The organism is Sphingomonas sp. NPDC019816 (genome assembly GCF_050274375.1).
Lineage (GTDB): Bacteria > Pseudomonadota > Alphaproteobacteria > Sphingomonadales > Sphingomonadaceae > Sphingomonas.
In genome coordinates this window covers 1-21,407 of record NZ_JBNNOB010000014.1, presented here as the reverse complement: position 1 = coordinate 21,407, position 21,407 = coordinate 1, and the positions used below count along the sequence as shown (strand labels likewise).

Annotated in this window: 18 protein-coding genes; 5 read left to right on the top strand and 13 right to left on the bottom strand. The window is 67.4% G+C overall.

The features are described from left to right. The first annotated feature begins 11 nt into the window (after window positions 1–11). Window positions 12–692 (top strand): transcriptional repressor LexA, encoded by a 681-nt coding sequence (gene lexA / locus ACQKJZ_RS03615; protein ID WP_427730000.1) that lies wholly within the window; start codon window positions 12–14, stop codon window positions 690–692. 632 nt (window positions 693–1,324) lie between these two features. Here the strand turns inward: lexA and ACQKJZ_RS03610 are convergent. Further along, window positions 1,325–3,430, bottom strand: coding sequence for a ComEC/Rec2 family competence protein (locus tag ACQKJZ_RS03610; protein WP_427729999.1), 2,106 nt, complete (start codon window positions 3,428–3,430; stop codon window positions 1,325–1,327). Between the two features lie 133 nt (window positions 3,431–3,563). Between ACQKJZ_RS03610 and gltX the strand changes: the two genes are divergently transcribed. Genes gltX through ACQKJZ_RS03595 form a run of 3 tightly spaced genes read left to right on the top strand, consistent with a single transcriptional unit; the run spans window position 3,564 to window position 6,451 of the window. Then, window positions 3,564–4,952 carry a glutamate--tRNA ligase gene (gltX, locus tag ACQKJZ_RS03605; RefSeq protein WP_427729998.1) on the top strand — a complete coding sequence of 463 codons (1,389 nt, stop codon included), beginning with the start codon at window positions 3,564–3,566 and terminating at the stop codon, window positions 4,950–4,952. 2 nt (window positions 4,953–4,954) lie between these two features. Next, entirely contained in the window at window positions 4,955–6,238 is a 1,284-nt protein-coding gene (locus ACQKJZ_RS03600; RefSeq protein WP_427729997.1) for a citrate synthase, read from the top strand. Window positions 6,239–6,241: 3 nt separating this feature from the next. Further along, a complete protein-coding gene (locus ACQKJZ_RS03595) occupies window positions 6,242–6,451 on the top strand; it encodes a hypothetical protein (RefSeq protein ID WP_427730021.1) in 210 nt (69 codons plus the stop codon). Window positions 6,452–6,502: 51 nt separating this feature from the next. Here ACQKJZ_RS03595 and ACQKJZ_RS03590 read toward each other — a convergent pair whose 3' ends face one another. From ACQKJZ_RS03590 to ACQKJZ_RS03575, 4 genes are all read right to left on the bottom strand, one after another. After that, window positions 6,503–7,849 (bottom strand): sensor histidine kinase, encoded by a 1,347-nt coding sequence (locus ACQKJZ_RS03590; protein WP_427729996.1) that lies wholly within the window; start codon window positions 7,847–7,849, stop codon window positions 6,503–6,505. Beyond that, window positions 7,846–8,904, bottom strand: a complete 1,059-nt coding sequence (locus ACQKJZ_RS03585; RefSeq protein WP_427729995.1) for a hypothetical protein — start codon at window positions 8,902–8,904, stop codon at window positions 7,846–7,848. The genes ACQKJZ_RS03590 and ACQKJZ_RS03585 overlap by 4 nt, the downstream gene beginning before the upstream one ends. Before the next feature lie 35 nt (window positions 8,905–8,939). Further along, window positions 8,940–10,124, bottom strand: a complete 1,185-nt coding sequence (locus tag ACQKJZ_RS03580) for a hypothetical protein (protein WP_427729994.1) — start codon at window positions 10,122–10,124, stop codon at window positions 8,940–8,942. 73 nt (window positions 10,125–10,197) lie between these two features. After that, window positions 10,198–10,491 (bottom strand): Hpt domain-containing protein, encoded by a 294-nt coding sequence (locus tag ACQKJZ_RS03575; protein ID WP_427729993.1) that lies wholly within the window; start codon window positions 10,489–10,491, stop codon window positions 10,198–10,200. A 100-nt stretch (window positions 10,492–10,591) separates the two neighbouring features. Here ACQKJZ_RS03575 and ACQKJZ_RS03570 point away from each other — a divergent pair, with 100 nt between their 5' ends. Then, window positions 10,592–12,916, top strand: a complete 2,325-nt coding sequence (locus ACQKJZ_RS03570) for a hypothetical protein (protein ID WP_427729992.1) — start codon at window positions 10,592–10,594, stop codon at window positions 12,914–12,916. Window positions 12,917–12,961: 45 nt separating this feature from the next. Here ACQKJZ_RS03570 and ACQKJZ_RS03565 read toward each other — a convergent pair whose 3' ends face one another. From ACQKJZ_RS03565 to ACQKJZ_RS03530, 8 genes are all read right to left on the bottom strand, one after another. After that, window positions 12,962–13,684 carry a helix-turn-helix transcriptional regulator gene (locus ACQKJZ_RS03565; protein WP_427729991.1) on the bottom strand — a complete coding sequence of 241 codons (723 nt, stop codon included), beginning with the start codon at window positions 13,682–13,684 and terminating at the stop codon, window positions 12,962–12,964. A 1-nt stretch (window position 13,685) separates the two neighbouring features. Next, window positions 13,686–13,961, bottom strand: coding sequence for a DUF1467 family protein (locus ACQKJZ_RS03560; protein WP_312487441.1), 276 nt, complete (start codon window positions 13,959–13,961; stop codon window positions 13,686–13,688). Window positions 13,962–13,965: 4 nt separating this feature from the next. Further along, window positions 13,966–15,600: a ribonuclease J gene (locus ACQKJZ_RS03555; RefSeq protein WP_427729990.1), complete on the bottom strand. Its 1,635-nt coding sequence runs from the start codon at window positions 15,598–15,600 to the stop codon at window positions 13,966–13,968. Window positions 15,601–15,741: 141 nt separating this feature from the next. After that, a complete protein-coding gene (locus ACQKJZ_RS03550) occupies window positions 15,742–16,521 on the bottom strand; it encodes a type III pantothenate kinase (RefSeq protein WP_427729988.1) in 780 nt (259 codons plus the stop codon). A gap of 9 nt (window positions 16,522–16,530) precedes the next feature. Continuing rightward, window positions 16,531–17,274 carry a biotin--[acetyl-CoA-carboxylase] ligase gene (locus ACQKJZ_RS03545; RefSeq protein WP_427729987.1) on the bottom strand — a complete coding sequence of 248 codons (744 nt, stop codon included), beginning with the start codon at window positions 17,272–17,274 and terminating at the stop codon, window positions 16,531–16,533. Further along, window positions 17,241–18,704 carry an NADH-quinone oxidoreductase subunit NuoN gene (gene nuoN, locus ACQKJZ_RS03540; protein WP_427729986.1) on the bottom strand — a complete coding sequence of 488 codons (1,464 nt, stop codon included), beginning with the start codon at window positions 18,702–18,704 and terminating at the stop codon, window positions 17,241–17,243. The genes ACQKJZ_RS03545 and nuoN overlap by 34 nt, the downstream gene beginning before the upstream one ends. After that, window positions 18,704–20,254, bottom strand: coding sequence for an NADH-quinone oxidoreductase subunit M (locus ACQKJZ_RS03535; RefSeq protein WP_427730020.1), 1,551 nt, complete (start codon window positions 20,252–20,254; stop codon window positions 18,704–18,706). Before ACQKJZ_RS03535 ends, nuoN begins: the two co-directional genes overlap by 1 nt. A gap of 7 nt (window positions 20,255–20,261) precedes the next feature. Continuing rightward, window positions 20,262–21,407 (bottom strand): proton-conducting transporter membrane subunit (locus ACQKJZ_RS03530; protein ID WP_427729985.1); only part of this gene is annotated, 1,146 nt, incomplete at its 5' end.

Sequence of the window (21,407 nt, the reverse complement as noted above, 5' to 3'; positions counted from 1 at the left end):
GGAGGATCGCGATGCTCACCGCAAAGCAGCATGAGCTTGTCTGCTTCATCAATGACCGATTGAAGGAAGCGGGCGTTTCGCCCTCCTTCGAGGAGATGAAGGAGGCGCTGGACCTCAAGTCCAAGTCGGGTGTCCACCGCCTGATCTCCGCGCTGGAGGAACGCAATTTCATCCGCCGCCTGCCCAACCGCGCGCGGGCGCTGGAAGTGCTGCGGATGCCCGACCGTCCCGAAAAGTCCATGGCGCCGGCGCCGGTCGATACGAATGTCCGCGCGCCTGCGGGACGTAGCGTCGCGGAGCCCGCCAATGACGTGGTGGAGATCCCGCTCCATGGCCGGATCGCCGCCGGTGTACCGATCGAGGCGTTCGAGGGCAGTTCGACGCTGGCAGTGCCCGCCGCGCTGCTCGGCTCGGGTGAGCATTATGCCTTGGAGGTGTCGGGCGACTCGATGGTCGAGGCCGGCATCCTGGACGGCGACTATGCGCTGATCCGCCGCACCGACGTGGCCCGCGACGGCCAGATCGTCGTGGCGCTGATCGACGATGCCGAGGCGACGCTGAAATATTTCCGGCGCGAAGGCTCGATGGTCCGGCTCGATCCCGCCAACCGTGCTTATGATCCGCAACGCTATGCCCCGGCGCAGGTTCGGGTGCAGGGCAAGCTGTCCGGTATTTTACGCCGCTACGAGTGAGCGGCGTCGATGGCAGCGTGTCTGGTGCACCGTTGCCATGGAGCCGTAGCCAGACTTGTTCCGGCAGCGCGTAGCGTGGGGTCGGAATGGCCTAGCCGCTAGTTGGTGGATCGTTCGAAGGACTGCTTTCCATCGGACTTCGCGGTCTTTGACGGGAAGTTCGCTGGCCCCATATTCTCCCTACCTCGCATTGCGTTGGAAGCGGTCCGCGACGTTCGTCCGAACCGCTCCGGCAAAGGCCGGGGTCCAGCTGTTCGGCTCGTCCACTAGACCGCGATGACATAGCTTTCAATCAATACGAGCCCCTCCCCTTCAGGGGAGGGGTTGGGGTGGGGCATCGCCGCGAACGGCTCGGCACGTGGAAGCGCCCCACCCCCGGCCCCTCCCCTGAAGAGGAGGGGTGGGTTCGTTTCATGTCATCCTCCTCTAAGCTACCGACGTTTCCCTAACAGATCCCGGCCCCCGCCGGGCTGGCGTGGCGGTTTTGCCATGATTTTCTCCCAGAGGAGATGACGGGCCGAAAGCGAAACCGGAGAATGTCTTCGCTGCGCGACGGGATCGTCGACCGGTCGGTGCCTCAAGCGGTGGATGCCCTCAGGACGGCTTGCACAGGCGGCTTAAATTGCCGAACCTCACCTTGAAGGTCGCCCTTCGGCCGAAGGGCGCCGCCACGGATGTCCGTCACCCGGGCTGTTGACCGTCTCGACGCGCGCCGGATCGAACCACACACTTACCCCACCCGTCTTGCGTAAGGTCGCGGCGTCGAGTTTCAGCCAATAGGGCTGGCAGGCGTCGGGCAGGCGCCGATCGGCGATCATGACGTCGACCGTGCCACACAGCGCAACCAAGCTGCGCCAAGGCACCGTATAGCCGCTGCGGGTCGCGGCGATCCGCCATGATCGCCCACCCATGGTCATACGCGTGAGGCAAACGTCCGCCCCGCACCGGGCCACGGGCTGATCGGATAGCGCCGCCAGATCGGCTTGCAATCCGCTCATCTCCGCGAGCGTGGTCCGCATATAGTCGCCCGCGCGCTCGCGCAGCAGCGCCATCCCCGCATCGGTTCGGATCGCGGCATGACGCCCGTCACCGGTGACGATCATGTCCGGCGCGCGGGCGACGAGCATGCCGCCCACGCCCAGCAGGATGAGCGGCACCCCCAGCCATCGCCCCCGCGTCCGCCACAGGGCCAGCCACAGCCCCCCGGCAATGGCCAATCCGAACGCCCGATCGGACGACACCGGCACCGCCATCGCCGAACCCGGCAATCCCGCGACATGATGCGCCAAGGAGAGCAGCAGGCCCAACGCCCAACCGAGCAACCGCCAGAACGGCCCCGCCAGCCCCAACGGCTCCAGCAAGAGCGCCAGGATCTCGATCGGCATCGCGACGAAGGTCGTCCAGGGGATCGCGACGATATTGACGAAGGCCCCGTACAGCCCCGCCTTGTGGAAATGATGGATGGCGATCGGCATCAGCGCGGCCTCGACGACCAACCCCGTCACCAACAGCCCACCGCCGCTCCGCAGGGCCGACCAGCGCCAGTCGGGATGCGGCCCGAACCAGCGCCGCATTGCGGGATGCTCGTGCAGGGCGATGATCGCGGTGATCGCGGCGAAGGACAGCTGGAAGCTCGCGCCCATCAGCGCCTCTGGTCGGAACAGGAGGACAAGCACGGCGCCCGCCGCGACCAGTCGCAAGGTCACCGCCTGTCGCCCCATGGCCAGCGCCACCAACACCAGCATCGCGGCGACGCAGGAGCGGATGGTGGGCACCTCCGCCCCGGTCAACACGGTATAACCCAGCGCCGCCAGCGCCCCGGCCAGCGCACCGACAAGCGGCAATCGCGCCCGCAGCGCCAGCCACGGCCACAGCGCCAGCAGCCGAATGGTCATCGTCATCACGATGCCGACCACCGCCGTGATGTGCAGTCCGCTGACCGATAGCAGGTGGGCGAGCCCGGCGCGGCGCATCGCCTCCGCATCCGCCTGCCCGATCGCGCCGACATCGCCGGTGGCGAGCGCGGCGGCGATCCCGCCTGCGCCACCGCCCACCCGCTCGCTGATCCGGCGCGACAGACGCTGGCGCAGGCCGTCGCTCCGGTCCGCCGCGCGCAGTACCGTGACGGGTGCGAAGCCCCGCCCGGTCGCGCCGATCCCCTGGAACCAGGCGGCGCGCGCGAAGTCATAGCCACCGGGCGCGATCGGGCCCGCCGGCGGCATCAACCGCGCGCGCAAACGGATGAGGGCCCCCGGACCCAACCCGCCGGGAACGTCGGTATCCGCCAGCGATATCCGAATACGCGGCGGCAGCACGACCGCCCGCCCCCGTCCGTCGCGCGCCGCCAGCGGGCGAAGCCTCACCCGCACCATCCGCCGCGCGGCCAGCCGATCCACCCCTTCGACCCGCCCGGCCACGTCCGCCACCACCGGCCGCACCAGAACGGGCAACGCGACCGATTCGGCGCGCAGCCAGGCCAGCGACAGCCCGGCCATCAGCAGCAACGCCAGTCCCCCGACCATCCGGGCCAAGCGGCCGCCGTCCGTCACAGTCGCGGCGGTCACCGCCATCGCGGCCGACAGACACAGGAACGCCGTCCAGGCGCGCGCATCGGGCAGCATGAACCATGCGGCGATGCCAAGCCCCAGTCCGACCGGGGTCCAGAGCGGTATCTGCGTTCGCTCCGCCTCGGCCCATCGCTCCGCGCGGTCGCGCCCGGTCCGCCAGTACAGGGACATGCCGCCCGACCATGGCATTTGGCGGCGCGGGCGCTTGATGCTAGGGGCTGCGGCGGCTGAATGGGCCATCGGATTTCATGATTGGGAGTATGCTCGGTTGAGCGCAACAGATGATATCGCCGCCAAAGGGGTCGTGACCCGTTTCGCGCCCTCGCCGACCGGCTTCCTCCATATCGGCGGCGCGCGCACCGCGCTGTTCAACTGGCTGTTCGCCCGTCACCATGGCGGCAAGTTCCTGCTGCGTATCGAGGATACCGACCGGGTCCGCTCGACCCAACCGGCGATCGACGCGATCCTGGACGGCATGCGCTGGTTGGGCCTCGACTGGGACGGCGAGGCGGTGTTCCAGTTCGCGCGCGCCGATCGCCATGCCGAGGTCGCGCACGAGATGATGGCGCGCGGCCACGCCTATCGCTGCTATATGACGCAGGACGAGATCACCGCCCAGCGCGAGGCTGCGCAGGCCGCCAAGCAGCCCTTGCGCATCCGCTCGCCGTGGCGCGACGCCGATCCCGCGACCGCACCCGAAGGCCAGCCCTTCGTCGTCCGCCTGCGCGCGCCGCGCGAGGGGTCGGTAACGATCGACGACCAGGTGCAGGGCAGCGTCACCGTCCAGAATGCCGAGCTCGACGACCTCATCCTGCTGCGGTCGGACGGCACGCCGACCTATATGCTGGCGGTGGTGGTCGACGATCACGACATGGCCGTCACCCATGTCATTCGCGGCGACGATCACCTCAACAACGCCTTCCGCCAGTTGCCGATCTACAAGGCGATGGACTGGCCCGAGCCGATCTATGCGCATATCCCGCTGATCCACGGGTCGGACGGGGCCAAGCTGTCCAAGCGCCACGGCGCGGTCGGGATCGAGGCCTATCGCGACGAGATGGGCATCCTGCCCGAAGCGCTCGACAATTACCTGCTCCGCCTCGGCTGGGGCCACGGCGATGCCGAGATCATCGCGCGCGAGGATGCGGTGAAGTGGTTCGACCTCGCCGCCGTGGGTAAGGCGCCGTCGCGCTTCGACATCAAGAAGCTGGAAAATCTCAACGGCCATTATATCCGCGAGGCCGATGACGCCCGCCTGGCGGAGCTGACCGCCAAGCGCATGGGCGTCGAGAATGTCGCGCTGCTGACCGCTGCGATGCCGTCGCTGAAGCCCCGCGCCGCCAATCTCAACGAACTGGCCGATGGCGCCAAGTTCCTTTTCGTGACCCGCCCGCTGACCATGGACGACGCCGCGAGCGGGCTTCTCGATGAAAAGGCACGCAACATTCTCTTTGCCGTGCACGGCGCGCTTGACGCGGTGCACAACTGGGATACGGAGCTTTTGGAAGACGCGGTACGCAAGGTGGCCGAAGCCGAGGGCGTCAAGCTCGGCCAGGTCGCCCAGCCGCTCCGCGCTGCCTTGACCGGACGCAAGACGTCTCCGGGGATCTTCGATGTGCTCAACGTGTTGGGCCGTGACGAGAGCCTGGGTCGGATCGCGGACCAGATGACCGCAGATAGGAAGGATATTTGAGCATGAACGACACCGCGAAATTCAACATCGCAGGCAAAGAGTTCGACTATCCGGTCATGTCCGGTTCGATCGGCCCGGACGTGGTCGACATCCGCAAGCTCTATGCGCAGACCGGCGCGTTCACCTATGATCCCGGCTTCACCTCGACCGCGTCGTGCCGGTCGGAACTGACCTATATCGACGGCGACCAGGGCGTCCTGCTCCATCGCGGCTATCCGATCGGCGAACTGGCCGAGAACAGCAGCTTCATGGAAGTCGCCTATCTCCTGCTCAACGGCGAACTGCCGAACCAGGACGAGCTGTCGGGCTTCACCAACACCATCACGCGCCACACCATGGTGCATGAGCAGCTGGCGGCGTTCTTCCGTGGCTTCCGCCGCGATGCGCACCCGATGGCGATCATGTGCGGCGTCGTCGGCGCGCTGTCGGCCTTCTATCACGATTCGACCGACATCCATGATCCGGTGCAGCGCACGATCGCCTCGCACCGCCTGATCGCCAAGATCCCGACGATCGCGGCGATGGCGTACAAGTACTCGGTGGGCCAGCCCTTCCTGTACCCGGACAACTCGCTGTCCTACACCGGCAACTTCCTGCGCATGACCTTCGGCGTTCCGGCCGAGCCGTATGAGGTGAACCCGGCCGTCGAAAAGGCGATGGACCGCATCTTCATCCTGCACGCCGATCACGAGCAGAACGCCTCGACCTCGACCGTGCGTCTGGCGGGTTCGTCGGGCGCCAATCCGTTCGCGTGCATCGCGGCGGGCATCGCCTGCCTTTGGGGCCCGGCGCATGGCGGCGCGAACGAGGCCGCGCTCAACATGCTGCGTGAGATCGGCACCCCCGATCGCATCCCCGAATTCATCGCGCGCGCCAAGGACAAGAACGACCCGTTCCGCCTGATGGGCTTTGGCCACCGCGTCTACAAGAACTACGATCCGCGCGCGACCGTGATGCAGAAGACCGTGCGCGAAGTGTTCGACGCGCTGAAGGTCAACGATCCGCTGTTCGAGACCGCGCTGCGCCTCGAGGAGATCGCGCTGAGCGACGATTACTTCGTCGAGAAGAAGCTGTTCCCGAACGTCGACTTCTATTCGGGCGTCATCCTGTCGGCGATCGGCTTCCCGACCGAGATGTTCACCGTGCTCTTCGCGCTCGCCCGCACCGTCGGCTGGGTCGCGCAGTGGAACGAGATGATCACCGATCCCGACCAGAAGATCGGCCGCCCGCGTCAGCTCTACACCGGCCCGACGCAGCGTTCCTACGTCCCGGTTTCGCAGCGCTAAGTGATGAACCGGGCCCGGCCGATCCTGATCGCCATCGGCGTCATGCTGGCGCTGACCGGCGCGTTATGGATCGGCCAGGGCCTGGGCTACATCCGCTGGCCGCAGGAAAGCTTCATGCTCGGGCGCGGCGAATTGGCCGATCGCGGCGCTTTCACGGCGATCGTCGGACTGGCGCTGATCCTGGTCGCACGGCGGCTGCCCCGGCGGCGCTGACGCTTTCGTCAGAACGAACCCATGAAAGGGGCTCCCTCGGGGGCCCCTTTTTTATCGGGCGCGAAGGCGGAAGGTAAAGGTGGCGCCCGCGCCGGGCACGCTCTCGACGCTCAGGTCGCCGCCCATCGCCCGCGCCAATCGCCGCGCGATATAGAGGCCCAGGCCGTTGCCGCCCGGCTCGGTCGGATCGACGCGTTCGAACTTCTCGAAGATGCGCGCCTGATCCTCTGGCGCGATGCCTTTGCCTTGGTCGACCACGCGGACCAGCGCCCAATCGCCCTCTCGCTCGGCCGTCACCATCACCTCACCCCCGCGCGGCGAATAGCGCAGCGCATTTCCGATGAGGTTGATGAGGATTTGCAGGCTGCGTCCGAAATCGCCGGTCGCGTCCAGCATGTCGGTCGCGCCGGGCCGGCGCACCGTCACCCCGGCGGCCTCGGCGCGAACGCCCAGCAGGCCGGCGGCTCGACGCGCGACATCGGCCAAGTCGATCGGCATAGACGCGAGCCGGAAATCGGGCTGCTCGATCGCCTGAAGCTCGACCAGATTGTCGACCAGCCCCATCAGGTGCCGCCCGGCATGGGCGATGTCGCTGGCATAATCGGCATAGGTCGCGGCGACCGGCCCATCGCCCTGCGCCGCGATGCTGTCGGCATTGGCGACGATCCGCGCGAGCGGCGTACGCAGCGCACGGTCGAGGCCGTTGGTGAAGCTCTCGGTCAGCGACGGGGCGCCCGGCGACACGGCCTCGATCTCGTCGCCCACCTCGTCGATCAGATAGGCAGCCCCGATCAGCCCGGCGATGCCGCCCATGGCATCGTGGCGGATCGCCGCGGACAGACGGACCGGTGCATCGGTCGGGCGGAGCCGCGCGCCCTGCCCGTCGAGCGGGGCCGGATCGGCCAGCAGCCGCCCCCCCGCCGCCGTGTCGAAGGCGAACAGCGCATGAAGCGGCTGACCCAGCATCGCCTGCGCATCGAAACCGTGCCCCGCCCCCGACGACAGCGCGATCAGGCGCAGCGCAGCGTCGGTTTCCCACCAGACATCGGCACCGGCGGCCGCATAATCGGGCGGCGTCGCACGAGGCTTCCACGCCTCGCGGTCGCGCCAGCCACTGACGCTCAGGCGGATCTGCCCCGTTTCGGGGCGAGCCTGCACCCACAGGTCGAGATCGCCTTCGTCGTCCGCCACGAGGACACGGCGCGACACCGCGATGCCAAGGCGGCGGGCCAGCTGCGCGATCGTCGCGATCGGCGCCACCGCCAACCGGTCATGCGCCCCGCCCCCGGCACGGATATGTAGCAGCTCGATCGGGGGATCGGCCGACAGGATATGATTCTCTCCGTCGAGGATGGCGCGTGCCACCATCGATTCGCCGGGGCTGTTCATCGACGTCATCGCCGCGCCGTCCCGTCGAACCGGTCGATCGCCGCGCGAAATGGGGCGGGCAGCTTCAGTATCGCGAGAGCCTCGGCCGCGTCGCGCGCGGCGATCGACATCACGTCATCCAGGCCATCGGCAAAAGCCTCGATATCGCGCCGCCGGTCCGCCTCGCTCAGGGACCAGCCGATCCGTGCGATCGTAACACGATCCAGGTCCAGCGCGCGCAGCGCCAGCCAGAGCCGATCGCCCTCGGGCTCCAGCACGATCTCGCGCATGTCGCGATCCCCAAATCCCAGCGCATGGGAGAGAAAGGCGACGAACAGGCCAAGCTGCCGATCCGACAGGCTTTCGAGCAGAAGGTCGGGCAATTCGGCGGGCCGCGCGTCGATCGCCATCGCCAGCCGCAGCGCTGCGGCCCCGAAAGGCTCGCTCTCGTCGCGCGCGGCCAGCACGCGCTCGGCCGCCTGCGCCAGCGCCCGATCCGCCGCCGGGTGGTCCCTGTCGCGCATCGCGGCGGCGACCGCCCAGACCAGCGCATGGTGCGTCTGTGCCGTCAGGGTCGACGGGCGCTCGCCGCCGTGATCGGCCGCAGCCAGCACCGCGCGCGCCGCGACCGCGACGATCCGGTCGGGCGCTTCGCTCAACCGGACGAGCAGGCTGGGCGCGTCGCCGCCATGCTCGCTGGGCAGCGCGGCGGCGATCAAGCGCTGGTGCGCCTGGGCGACGATCTCCGCCACCCACGGTGCATCGTGCAGCATGCCGGCATCGCGCAGCCGTTCGACGATGTCGCCCGCCGAGGCGGACCAGAAATTCGCCGCATCGTGCCCCGCGTCCACCGCCAGCCGGGTGGCCTGGTGCTTCAGATCGTGAAAGATCGCCTCGACCAGCTGGCGGAGATGCGCGGCCACGGTCAGGCGGATCCGGTCGGTCAGCCGCTCGGTATCGTCCAGCGAGAGGTCGAGCGCGGCGGCCTGTCGTTGCCGGGCGGCACGGCGACGGGCTTGCGCGACACGCGCGATCCATCGCGCGGCCTGCCTGTCAGCCTGATCTGGGTCCGCTTCGACCGCCATTCGGCACCGCTAACCCCTATGATGTTAATGCGACACTAAACTTGCGCGCGTAATGTCTCGATTGCGGACGCCAGGGTGGCGATGGCGTAAATACCCGCCAGCGCCAGCCCCCATAGCCCGATGCCCAGCAGCGCGGCGGGCAGGATCACGAGCAGATAGGCCGGCGGGCTGGCCCACCAGCGCCGGCGAAAGCGATAGAGGCCCGCACGCTCGGCCAATATGCCGAGGATAACGAGCATCAACGCCAGCATCGGCCCCAGCTCGTCGCCCGCCACACGGTAATATTGCCAGCCCAGAGCGCCGATCGCCAGCGCGGCCACCACCGCGATCGCCGCCGCTTGCGCGCGCGCCGCCTGCTGCTCGTCGCGCAGACCCGCCAGCGTCTCGCCGAGACCCAGCCCCAGCGTCCCGGCGATCGTCACGAACAGGCCCAGAGCGCGCAGTCCGACGAGGATCAGCACCATGCCCAGCGCGGCGAGCCCGACGCCGACCCCGCCCGCGACATGCGCCGGCACCGCCCGCTCGACCAGTCGGGGCAGCGCGAAGCGCGCAACGGGCGCCAGGACATAGCGGTCGAACCAGCTGCGCCGACCCGACACCAGTCGCGCCACGACGGCCCGGCCGCGCGCATCCAGCGTCTCGGCGCGGTGTACGATGCCATGTCCGGCCTTTTCGGCTTCGGCGGGCAACAGGATATGGGTCGCGTGTGCCTGCGCGGCGAGGCGCAGCAGCGTGGATTGCAGATCGTAATCGCGGGGCAGCGCCGCCACCTCGGCCACCCGGCGCGGATCGACGCGCGCGACGCCGGCCCAGGCCATCTGTCCGCCGACGCGCTCCAGCCCCGCTTCCGCTCCCGCCTCGGGCACGACCATCAGCGCGTCATGACCGGTATCGCGCAGGACCAGCGCGATCGTCTCCTCGGTGGTGATGAGGCCATCGGCCAGTACGACCAGCCGCGACAACGGGTGCAGCTTCTCGGCCGCCTCGACCGCGCTGCGCACCGTATCGACCACCACGCCGCGCTGCGCGATGCGGGCGATCGCGCCGAGCAATTCGGGGGTCAGGCGGGCAACGACGATGATCACCTGCGCCGCGCCCGCCGCGATCAGCAGGCGCGCCTGATATTCGATCAGGGTCACGCCTGCGAATGGCAGGGTGGCCGTCAACCGCCCGGGGCGGTCATCGGCATCGTCGATCGCGAATAATAGCCCGGACAACATCGGTCGCTGTTAGGCGGTCGGCGGCATCCATGCCAGCCCCGACCGTCCATCCTTTCATATTGGCACCAGCCTCTTAGAGCCGCGCGACGACCTCACCGATCCGGTCGAGCAGGGCGGCGTCCGCCGCCTCCCTGTCCGCCGCCTGGCTGGCCAGCGTCATCAGCGGCAGGGCGTTGACGCTCGCCGCCAGCCCCTTCAGCCGCAACGCGGCCTCCCGCCATTCGGGGCCCTCATGGGCCAGGTGCATCGCTTCCAGCGCGCGCGTCGCGCTGTCGACAAAGGCGATGCGCAGGTCCTGGATCACGGCCGGTTCGTCACCCGCAACCGCCGCCAGGGCAGAGTCGATCGTTCCGCGTTCATAGGTCATCACCGCCCCTTAAACCGGAAGCTCCTGCACGGAATAGCGCAATTCGCTTTCTGCCGCCGGCAAACGTGATAAACCGACCCATTGTGACACGGGGGCTTGGATGATCGTGGATTTGCGCGCGGAGCGTCAGGACAGATCGGACCTGCTGGACGGCGATGCGATCCAGACGGCGGCGACATCCCCGTTCGACACGCCCGCTGCGACGGAGCCCCCCGCCCCCGGCCAGCCGGCGCACGTCTGGCTGGAGGATCGCCTCGACATTCCCGCCGAGCCGCCGGCACCACGCTGGCCGCTGTTCGTCGCGGTCGCGGCCGCCACGCTCTGGCCGCTCGCGATCCTGCTTTGGGGCCTGGTCGGATCGGCGGCCGTGACCCCTACGAGCTTGGCACCGGTGGTGACACTGGCGCTGGCCGGACCGATGCTGGTGGCGATCCTCTGGCTGATCCTGCAACGCGGCAGCCGCGCCGAGCAGCGCCGCTTCGCGCTGACCGCGCGCGACATGCGCGACGAGGCGTTGGCGCTGGAGGCCGCAGTCACCGCCATCGGCCAGCGGCTGGAGGCCAATCGCCGGGAGCTGTCGGCGCAGGCGGTCGCGCTCGCCGAAATGGCGCAGGCCGCCGAGACGCGCTTCAACGCGATCGCACGCGACCTGTCCGACGATATCCAGATGGTCGAGGCGCATGGCCGCACGCTGGCCGATGTCGCGGGCACCAGCCAGACCAGCCTCGCCCAGCTGCTCGACGCGCTGCCCCATGCCGTGGACGAAGTGGGTGAGGCGAGCGACCGCATGGCCGAGACCGCACGTTCGGCGCAGAGCCATGCCGCCGCGTTGGATGCGCAGCTGGTCGCGCTGGGCCGGCGTGGGCAGGATGCGGACACCATCGCCAGCGGCGCGGCGCAGCGGCTGGCGACACACCTCGAACAGATGGAGGCGACCAGCCGCTCCGCGAGCGCGCATCTGGAGACCCTGACCGCCAGTGTCACGACCACCATCGACGCGCTGCTCGATCGGACGGCGCAAGCGCTCGACCAGTCGCGTCAGGGCATCGCCGAACAGGGCGAGGCGCTGATTGCCATGGTCGGCGAGAACCGGCACGCGCTCGACAGTGCCGCCCGCGACAGTGCCGATGCGCTGGCCGAGCGGCTGACCCAGGTGGACGGCGCGGTGACCCGCCTGACCGCCGAACTGGAGGCGCAGCGGATCGCGGGCGAGGCGATCGTCGATACGCTCGACACCCAGCTCGACCGGGTCGAGACGCGGATCGCCACGCTGCATGTCCAGGGCACCGAGAAGTCGCAGATGCTCGCCGCCTCGATCAGCGCGCTGGGCGGGTCGGCCGACGCGATGACCGGTGCGCTGGAGGCTGGCGAAAGCATGGCCAATCGCGTGATCGGCACGACCGAGACGCTGCTGATCGCCCTGGACGCGGCCGCGCGCGAGATCGACGAGACGTTGCCCGAAGCGCTGGCTCGGCTCGACCAGCGGATCGTCGGCAGCCATGAGGTCGTCGTTCGGACCAAGCCCGAATTGCTCGCCCTGGTGACGGCCGCCGAAAGCACCCACGAAGCGATCGAGGCGATCGCCGAGGTCATCGCCGAACAGCGGCAGACGCTGGAAACCCTGTCGGGCACGCTGATCGAAACGCTGTCGACCGGCCGTGCCAAAGCGGATGCGCTGGGCATGATGGTCGAGGAGACGATCGACCGTACGAACCAGTTCGCCGACGAGGCCGCGCCCAAGCTGGTCGACGCGCTGCTCCGCGTCCGCGAAACCGCCGTGACGGCCGCCGACAGCGCGCGCGAAACGCTGGCCAACGTCGTCCCCGAAGCCGCCAGCGTGCTGGAGCAGGCCAGCGCCGAGGCGATGCGCCGCGCCACCGGCAACACGGTCGAGCGGCAAGTGCACGCCATCGTCGATGCGACCCAGAGCGCCGTCGAGGCCGCGACCCGCGCGACCGAAAGGCTGGCGCGCCAGGCCGATCTGATCGCCGAGAAGACGGCGGTGGTCGAGACGCGGATCGAGGAGGCCCGTACCGAACGCGAGGACGCCGACCGCGATAATTTCGCGCGGCGTGCCTCGCTCTTGGTGGAATCGCTCAACTCCGCCTCGATCGACATCGCCAAAATCTATGCGCCCGAGGTCACCGACAGCGCATGGGCGGCTTATCTGAAGGGCGATCGCGGCGTCTTCACCCGGCGCGCGGTGCGTATCCTCGACTCGCATCAGGCGCGCGACATCGCCGATCTCTATGATCAGGACACCAAGTTCCGCGAGCATGTGAACCGCTATATCCATGATTTCGAGGCGATGCTGCGCGGCGTGCTGGCCCAGCGCGACGGATCGCCGCTGGGCGTGACCTTGCTGTCGTCGGATATGGGCAAGCTCTATGTCGCGCTCGCCCAGGCGATCGAGCGGCTTCGCTGAGATCGCAAGATATGTCGTGACAGCCGCCGAGACGTGAAGCCCGGCCTATTCCTGATCCGCGTCCCGTTCGTGCAGTCGATAGCGGTCATGCTCGATATCCCGCCGCGCGCGCCATTCTCGCAACAGGGCGGACCGGCGGCGGGGATAGCGATCGGGTAGCGGGCGTACGGTCACGATACGGTCGATGCGGAAGGTCCGGTAATCGCGGCGCAATTCGCACCAAGCGAGCAGCACATCCGCGCGATTGTACAGACCGGTCGCGAAGGGCCAGATGATGCGCCGCGACGGATCGCCATCGATGTCACGATAGACGAGATTTATCCGCCGCTCCCCCTGAATGGCGGCATCCAGTTCCAGAGGCTCACCCTCTTGATGATCCTCGTCGTCCAGATCGATGCATGACAGGGTCGACCGCATCGCGATGGCCTGTCCCGGCGTCATCACGGCCATGATCCGCGCGGCGGCATTCCGCGCCGCCCTTGCCGTGTCCGGGTCGGCATGCTCGGCGACCTCGGCCGCGCCCAGGAGTAGCGCCTCGACTTCCTCGACCGGGAAATGCATCGGCGCCAGCACTATGCCGGGGGTCAGGTGATAGCCGCGTTCTGCCTCACCCTCGATCTCGACCCCCAGCGCCCGGAGCGTCGCGATGTCACGGTCAAGCGTGCGCGGTGACATGCCAAGCTGCCCGGCCAGTTGCCGGCCGGGCACGACACCGACCTGGCGATCGAGCAGGTGGAGAATATCCAACAGGCGGGATGCGCGCGCCATGTCAGACGCCCCGGCTCACCCCGCTCCAATCGAGCATGCCGGCGGTGATCCAGCCATTGACGTAGTTGAGATAGAAGATCGCGAACATCACCGTCGCGGTGATCGTCGTGCGCAGCAGGAAGCGCCCGATCAGAAAGACATGCGGCGCGCTCTCGGCGGTGCCGGGGACATGCTCGCCCCCCGCCTCGTGCGTGGTCCTGACCCCGAAGGGCAGGACCAGGAACACGGCGAGGAACCAGAACAGGACGTAGATCGCGAGGGCCGACGTCCAGTGCATGGCCTTATCCCTCGATCAGCAGGACGTCGACGATCGGCTTCTTGCCGGTCCAGCGGGTCGCGACCTTGCGCACCGACAGGCGGATATCCTCGCGCAGCTTGTCGGTCGCACGACGCGGGCCGTCAACCGCCTTGGCCGCGGCCGCCACCGCCTCGGCGATGAAGGCATCGCGCTCGTCCTCAACCGGCACGCCCTGCACGCGGACCTGCGGGCTGCCGACCAGCCGCCCCTTGGCGACCGCGACGCCGACCGAGATCTGGCCGTTGATCGCCAGCTTGCGCCGCTCGTTCATCGTCGAGCCGTCCGAGGGCAGAATCACGTCGCCGTCGAGCACCAGCCGTCCGACCGGCACATTGCCGATCTTGGTCGCGTTACCGGGCAGCAGGCGGACCATGTCGCCGTCCGACTGAACGAGGGTCTGCGGCACGCCCTGCGTCGTGGCGAAGCGGGCATGTTCCATCATGTGGCGCATCTCGCCATGGACGGGCATCAGCGTGCGCGGACGCAGCCACTTGTACATCTGCGCCAGCTCGGGCTGGCCGGGGTGGCCCGAGACATGGACATGCGCCTGACGTTCGGTGACCATGCGGACGCCCTTGCCCGCCAGGATGTTCTGGATACGGCCGACCGCCGTCTCGTTGCCGGGAATCTGGCGCGCCGAGAAGATCACAGTGTCGCCGGTGTCGAGCCGGATCGTATGGCTACCCTCGGCGATGCGCGACAGCGCCGCGCGCGGCTCGCCCTGTCCGCCGGTCGCGACGATCAGCACGCGGTCCTTGGGCAGGCGCATCGCCGTCTCGGGATCGACCGTTTCCGGGAAGCCCTTGAAGTAACCACAAGCCTTGCCGACCTTCAGGATCCGGTCGAGCGAACGGCCGGTGACGCACAGCTTGCGCCCCGTCTCCTTGGCGACCTCGCCCAGCGTCACCAGACGCGCGGCGTTGGAGGCAAAGGTGGTGACGACGACGCGCCCCTTGGCCTTGGCGACCGTCTCGGCAATGCCCGGACGCACGCTGGCTTCCGAGCCCGAGGCTTCGGTGTTGAAGGCGTTGGTGGAGTCGCACACCAGCACGTCGACGCCCATGTCGCCGATCGACGACAGCTGTGCCGGGCTGGCGGGCTTACCGATGACGGGGGTCTGGTCGAGCTTCCAGTCGCCGGTATGGAAGACGCGGCCGACAGCGGTCTCGATCAGCAGCGCGTTGGCTTCGGGGATCGAGTGCGACAGCGGGACGAAGGTGAAGTCGAACGGGCCGACCTCGAACGTCTTGCCCGTCTCCATGACGCGCAGCTTGACGCGATTGGCGCTGCCCTCTTCCTCCAGCTTGCCGCGGACGAGCCCGGCGGTGAAGGCGGTGGCATAGATCGGCACGCCCAGATCTTCGGCCAGATAGGGCAGCGCGCCGATATGATCCTCGTGGCCATGGGTCAGCACGATGCCGACCAGATCGTCCAGCCGGTCCTCGATGAAGCTGAGGTCGGGCAGGATCACGTCGATGCCCGGATAGGCCGGGTCGGCGAAGGTGATGCCGCAATCGACCATCACCCATTTACCTTCGGTGCCGTACAGGTTCACGTTCATGCCGATTTCGCCCGATCCACCGAGCGCGCAGAACAGCAATTCTTTCTTCGGAGTCATTCACTTCCTGACAATAGAAGCCCCACCCCGCTGAAAGCGGAGTCCATGGGGCATAGGGATTGCGCCGGTCAGGGCGCGGTCATCTCATGCGTGGTCCGAACGCCCTGCGGATATTCGCGGGCTGTCCGAACCAAATTCTGTTTAGCCAATATGGGCGCGTTCCCACAGGATCGCCAGCCCCTGAATGGTCAGATCGGGTTCGATATGATCGAATACGTCGGTGTGCGGCGACAGAAGCGCGGCAAGACCACCGGTCGCCAGCACCTTGACCGGCCGACCGACCTGCGCCTTCAGCCGCGCGACCAGTCCCTCAATCATCGCGATATAGCCCCAGAAGATACCGATATGCATCTGGCCGACCGTATTGCGGCCGATGACGCTGCGGCTTTCGGGCGCTTCGATGGCAATGCGCGGCAGCTTGGCGGCGGCGGTCACCAGCGCATCGAGCGACAGGTTGATGCCGGGCGCGATGATCCCGCCCTTGTACGCGCCCTGATAGTCGCTGATGTCGAAGGTGGTCGCGGTGCCGAAATCGATGGTGATCAGGTCGCCGGGATGAAGCGCATGCGCCGCAATCGTGTTGACGGCGCGGTCCGCGCCCAGCGAAGCGGGTTCGTCGACGTCGATCGCGATCCCCCACTCCACCGGCGCGCGGCCGGCGATCAGGGGATCGACCTTGAAATATTTCTGCGCCAGCACCTGAAGATTATGCAGCGCGCGCGGCACGACCGTGGCGATGATGACGCCGGTCACATCCTCGCGCGCATAGCCTTCCAGCGCCAGCAACTGGCTGAGCCATACCGCATATTCGTCGCCCGTCCGGCGCGGATCGGTCGCGATGCGCCAGCGGCCCTTGATCGTCCGCCCCTCGAGCAGCGCGAAGACCACGTTCGTGTTCCCGGCATCGATGGCAAGCAGCATGAAAGTCCCTCAGACCAGGAAGATATCGCCGGCATGGATGACATGGGCCGAGCCATCCGCCAAGCCAAGCCGCAACGCGCCGTCGCTCGCCAGCCCATCGAACGCGCCCGTCAGGGCCTGCCCATCGGGCAAATGTGCGGTCAGCGGCGTTCCGCGCGGATGCGCCCGCGCCTCCCAGCGCCGGACGATCGCCCCCAATCCCTGCTCACGCCAGACAGCGAGCCAGCGGGTCATGGCTTCGGCGAGCAGCGCCTGCATCGTCGCGGGCGCGACATCGACGCCATGATCGACCAGCGCGGTCGTGGCGCGGTCGGGTAGCTGCGGGGCCGACGCCAGATTGATCCCCATGCCGATGATGACCGCATCGCCGGTGCGCTCCAACAAGATACCCGACAGCTTGGCCCCGTCGATCAGCAGATCGTTGGGCCATTTGAGCATCGGCCGTACCGGACTGCCCGACAGGCACGCCGCCACCGCACCCTCGATGGCGACGGCCGCGACCAGTGCGAGCGTCGCCGCCAGCGGGTCGCCGGGCCGCAGTCGGACGAGCGTCGACCCGTAGAAATTGCCCGAGGGCGAAGACCATTCCCGCCCCTGGCGTCCGCGCCCCGCCGTCTGGCGGTCGGCGCGGAGCCAAAGGCCGTCTTCACCGCCTGCTTCCACAAGCTGGCGAAGATCGGCATTGGTCGATCCCGTCTCCGGGACGTGCAGCAATCGGCTCAGAACAGCGCCCGCGCCGCCGCCAGCGACCATGCGCCCAGCACCGGGATCAGCAGATAGCCGACCGGCGACACGAACAGCGCCGACAGCGCGATCAGGCCGTTCTCGACGGGCTGCGCCTCGCTATTGTCCCAGGCACCTGCCGGCTCATCGAAGAACATCGTCTTGATGATACGCAGATAATAATAGGCACCGATCACCGAAGCGACGACACCGATGACCGCCAGCGGGAACAGGCCCGCCGCGACCGCCGCATTGAACACCGCGAACTTGGCGTAGAAGCCCAGCAGCGGCGGAATGCCCGCGACCGAGAACATGAAGAACGCCATCGCCCAGGCGAGTGCCGGCCGCGTCCGCGACAAGCCCGACAGGCTGGCGATCGACTCCAGCGGATTGCCCTGCTCGTCACGCATACGGATGACGATCAGGAACGCACCCAGCGTCATGATGACGTAGATGGTGAGGTACGTCAGCACCGCCGCGACGCCCTGCGCCGTACCCGCCGCCAGACCGATCAGCGCGAAGCCGACATTGTTGATCGACGAATAAGCGAGCAGACGCTTGATATTGGTCTGCCCGATCGCCGCGACCGCACCGAGGATGATCGACGCGAGCGCCGCGAAGGTCACGATCTGCTGCCACTGCTGCACCGCCGAGCCCATCGCCTCGACGGCGACGCGGATGGCCAGCGCCATCGCCGCGACCTTGGGGGCCGAGGCGAAGAAGGCGGTCACCGGGGTCGGCGCACCCTCATAGACGTCCGGGGTCCACATGTGGAACGGCACCGCCGACATCTTGAACGCCAGGCCAGCGAATACGAACACCAGACCGAACATCAGGCCCAGCGAGCGCGTGCCGGTGGCGGCGTCGCGACCATAGGCACCCGCGATCTGGGCAAAGTCGGTCGAGCCCGAGAAGCCGTAGACCAGCGAGATACCATAGAGCAGGATGCCCGAGGCCAGCGCGCCGAGCACGAAATACTTCAGACCCGCTTCGGCCGAACGACCGTCGCGACGCATGAAGCTCGCCAGCACATAGGCCGACAGGCTCTGCAGTTCGAGACCGACATAGAGCGTCAGGAGGTCGCCCGCCGAGACCATCATGCCCATGCCCACCGCCGAAAGCAGCATCAGAATGGGATATTCGGGGCGCAGATCCTCGCCCGGCGAGCGCGCGAAGAAGCGCGGCGCCATGATGATCGCCACCGCGGTCGCCAGATAGATCAGCACCTTGGCGAAACCTGCAAAGGCGTCGGCGCGGTACAGGCCGCCAAAGGCCAGACCGCCGGTCGTCGACGGCCCGGCGAGCGCGACCATCGCGCCGGCCAGCACGAACACCGCCGCGATCGAGATGCCGCGCGTGGCGTTCGTCCCGCCCCAGGCGGCGACGAGCATCAGCGCGATCGCGCCCAGGCTCAGCACCAGCTCGGGCAGGACCATCAAAAGGTTCAACGAATAGCTCATCAGTGCGCCTCCCCGTGCGCAGCTTGGTGCTCAGGGGCATGAGTAGTGGCCAGCGCTGGGTTACCGGCGGTCGGACGGCTGTCCGAACCCGGATTCGCCCGGTCGATCCGCTGGAGCAGGACCTGAACGTCCTTGCGCATCGGCGCCAGGAAGCTTTCCGGGTATACACCCATCCACAGCGTCACCGCCGCAATCGGGGCGAGCAGCCACAGCTCACGGCTGGACAGGTCGGGCATCGCCGCCACCTCGTCCGACTTGATCTCGCCATAGGCGACGCGCCGGTAAAGATAGAGCATGTATGCCGCGCCCAGGATGATGCCGGTGGTGCACAGCAGCGCGGTCCAGGTCGACACCTGATAGGTGCCCATCAGCGACAGGAACTCCGCGACGAAGCCGCTGGTGCCCGGCAGACCGATCGACGCCATGGTGAAGAACAGGAACAGCACGGCATATTTGGGCATGTTGATCGACAGCCCGCCGTACCGCGCGATCTCGCGGGTGTGCAGCCGGTCATAGATGACGCCGACGCACAGGAACAGCGCGCCCGACACCAGACCATGGCTGAGCATCATGATCATCGCGCCTTCGATGCCCTGCTGGTTGAAGGCATAGAGGCCAATGGTCACGATCGCCATGTGCGCGACCGACGAATAGGCGATCAGCTTCTTCATGTCGGACTGCACCAGCGCGACCAGCGAAGCGTAGATCACCGCCACCGCCGACAGCGCGAAGATCAGCCAGGTCAGCTGTCCGCTCGCCTCCGGGAACATCGGCAGCAGGAAGCGCAGGAAGCCATAGCCGCCCAGCTTCAGCAGCACGCCCGCCAGGATGACCGAACCCGCCGTCGGCGCCTGAACGTGCGCGTCGGGAAGCCAGGTGTGGACCGGCCACATCGGCATCTTGACCGCGAACGAGGCGAAGAAGGCGATCCACAACCAGGTCTGGACCGAGGCTGGGAAGTCATAGGCCAGCAGCGCCGGGATCGAGGTCGTGCCCGCCGTGCGCGCCATATAGAGCATCGCGACGAACATCAGAAGCGAACCGAGCAGCGTGTACAGGAAGAACTTGTACGACGCGTAGATGCGGTTCGCCCCGCCCCAGATGCCGATGATCAGATACATCGGGATCAGGCCGGCTTCGAAGAAGACGTAGAAGAGGAACAGGTCCTGCGCCGCGAAGGTGCCGATCATCAGCACTTCGGTGAACAGGAACAGGCCCATATATTCGGGGACGCGCTTGTCGATCGCACGCCAGCTGGCGCCGATGCAGATCGGCATCAGAAACACGCTGAGCATGATGAGCAGCAGCGCGAAACCGTCGATGCCGAGCGACCAGCCGAACGGGCCGAAGATGCCGGGGGCATGTTCAACGAACTGCCACTGGGCGCCGCCCACATCGAACTGCGTCCAGAGCACGATGCCCAGGGCGAAGTCGATCAGCGTGGCGGCGAGCGCCAGCATGCGCGCGCCGTTCGCATTGAGGAAAAGGCAGGCGATCGCGGCAATAGCCGGGACCGCCAGCATGACGGAGAGGATCGGGAAGCCCTGCATCACGCGATCAACCCAAAATGGCCCAGGTGACGGCCGCGGTCAGGCCGATCAACATGACGAAGGCATAGCTGTAGAGGTATCCCGTCTGGAAGCGCGCCGCACCCCGGCTGCCCTGCTGGATAAGCCAGGCGACACCATTGGGGCCGAAGCGGTCGATCGTCTTCTCGTCGCCACGGTGCCACAGCAACCGGCCGATCGCGAAGGCGGGGCGCACGAAGAGGAAATGGTAGATCTCGTCGAAATACCATTTGTTGAGGAGGAAGCGGTACAGGATGCGGAACTGGTCCGCGAACTTGGCCGGGAATTCGGGCGCACGGATATAGGTCAGATACGCGGTCAGCAGACCGAGCAGCATGACGATCGTCGCCGACAGCTTCACCCACACCGGCACGCCGTGCATCGAATACATCAAATGCTCGTTGAAGGCGATCGCCCCCTTCCAATAGCTCTCGCCCGCTTCCGGCTCGATGAACCAGCCGTGGAAGACGAAGCCCGCCGCGATCGCACCGATCGACAGGACGATCAGCGGGATCAGCATGACCAGCGGGCTCTCATGCGGATGATAGCCCCCGGTGCCTTCGGGCAGGTCCTCCTGCGACGGACCATGGACATGCGGCTCGTCGCCGGCATCCTCGTTCGCGGGGTGCGGATCATGGGTGTGCCCGTGATCGCCATGCCCGTGGGCGTCGTGAATGGCATGCTGAATATGCTCCGACCCGGTCCAGCGCGGCTTGCCCCAGAAGGTCAGGAACATCAGGCGCCACGAATAGAAGCTGGTCAGCAGCGCGGCAATCACGCCCGCCCAGAAGGCGAAGCCCGAACCACCCGCATAGGCGACCTCGATGATCGCGTCTTTCGAATGGAAGCCTGCGAAACCGAACGCCATCGGATTGCCGAACAGAGCCGGGATACCCACGCCGGTGATCGCCAGCGTCCCCATCATCATCGCCCAGAAGGTGAGCGGGATGTGGCGACGCAGACCGCCATAGTAACGCATGTCCTGCTCGTGATGCATGGCATGGATCACCGAGCCCGCACCCAGGAACAACAGCGCCTTGAAGAAGGCGTGCGTGAACAGGTGGAACATCGCCGCGCCGTACGCGCCGACGCCGGCGGCGAAGAACATGTAGCCGAGCTGCGAACAGGTCGAATA

Coding starts and splice junctions, on each gene's coding strand:
- lexA (WP_427730000.1), top strand. CDS start 12: ATGCTCACCGCAAAGCAGCATGAGCTTGTCTGCTTCATCAATGACCGA.
- ACQKJZ_RS03610 (WP_427729999.1), bottom strand. CDS start 3,430: ATGTCCCTGTACTGGCGGACCGGGCGCGACCGCGCGGAGCGATGGGCC.
- ACQKJZ_RS03600 (WP_427729997.1), top strand. CDS start 4,955: ATGAACGACACCGCGAAATTCAACATCGCAGGCAAAGAGTTCGACTAT.
- ACQKJZ_RS03595 (WP_427730021.1), top strand. CDS start 6,242: ATGAACCGGGCCCGGCCGATCCTGATCGCCATCGGCGTCATGCTGGCG.
- ACQKJZ_RS03590 (WP_427729996.1), bottom strand. CDS start 7,849: ATGACGTCGATGAACAGCCCCGGCGAATCGATGGTGGCACGCGCCATC.
- ACQKJZ_RS03585 (WP_427729995.1), bottom strand. CDS start 8,904: ATGGCGGTCGAAGCGGACCCAGATCAGGCTGACAGGCAGGCCGCGCGA.
- ACQKJZ_RS03580 (WP_427729994.1), bottom strand. CDS start 10,124: ATGTTGTCCGGGCTATTATTCGCGATCGACGATGCCGATGACCGCCCC.
- ACQKJZ_RS03575 (WP_427729993.1), bottom strand. CDS start 10,491: ATGACCTATGAACGCGGAACGATCGACTCTGCCCTGGCGGCGGTTGCG.
- ACQKJZ_RS03570 (WP_427729992.1), top strand. CDS start 10,592: ATGATCGTGGATTTGCGCGCGGAGCGTCAGGACAGATCGGACCTGCTG.
- ACQKJZ_RS03565 (WP_427729991.1), bottom strand. CDS start 13,684: ATGGCGCGCGCATCCCGCCTGTTGGATATTCTCCACCTGCTCGATCGC.
- ACQKJZ_RS03560 (WP_312487441.1), bottom strand. CDS start 13,961: ATGCACTGGACGTCGGCCCTCGCGATCTACGTCCTGTTCTGGTTCCTC.
- ACQKJZ_RS03555 (WP_427729990.1), bottom strand. CDS start 15,600: ATGACTCCGAAGAAAGAATTGCTGTTCTGCGCGCTCGGTGGATCGGGC.
- ACQKJZ_RS03550 (WP_427729988.1), bottom strand. CDS start 16,521: ATGCTGCTTGCCATCGATGCCGGGAACACGAACGTGGTCTTCGCGCTG.
- ACQKJZ_RS03545 (WP_427729987.1), bottom strand. CDS start 17,274: ATGGTCGCTGGCGGCGGCGCGGGCGCTGTTCTGAGCCGATTGCTGCAC.
- nuoN (WP_427729986.1), bottom strand. CDS start 18,704: ATGAGCTATTCGTTGAACCTTTTGATGGTCCTGCCCGAGCTGGTGCTG.
- ACQKJZ_RS03535 (WP_427730020.1), bottom strand. CDS start 20,254: ATGCAGGGCTTCCCGATCCTCTCCGTCATGCTGGCGGTCCCGGCTATT.